General features: G+C 60.0%; 1 protein-coding gene. It reads right to left on the reverse strand.

Annotated features, from left to right (window positions below):
* Positions 1-325: dihydrodipicolinate synthase family protein (locus EN857_RS33870; RefSeq protein ID WP_189522840.1), on the reverse strand; the 325-nt coding region annotated here is incomplete at both ends.

Below are 325 nucleotides of genomic sequence, written 5' to 3' on the forward strand. Positions count from 1 at the left end.
GTCGAGAAATGGCGGATCAGGCCATCCTGCGTACAGGCGATGAAGAAGGGCGTGATGACGGCGATGCCGTCGACACCAATACGGTCGAAGGATCTCGCGAGCTGCAGGGTTTCGAAGGTGGCCGGCATGCCAGCATTCACGATGACCCTGGCGCGGCCGGCCACCTCATCCACCACCTCCTCCGTCAGCCGGATCTTTTCATCATGCGTCAGCGCGGTAAAATCGCCGTTGGTACCGGCGCACATGATGTTGTTGCCGGCGGCTACCTGGCGGCGCACCTGCGCACGCGTCGCCTCATAATTGATGGTTTCGTCTTCATTAAAAC

The organism is Mesorhizobium sp. M4B.F.Ca.ET.214.01.1.1, from assembly GCF_004791545.1.
Taxonomy (GTDB): domain Bacteria; phylum Pseudomonadota; class Alphaproteobacteria; order Rhizobiales; family Rhizobiaceae; genus Mesorhizobium; species Mesorhizobium abyssinicae.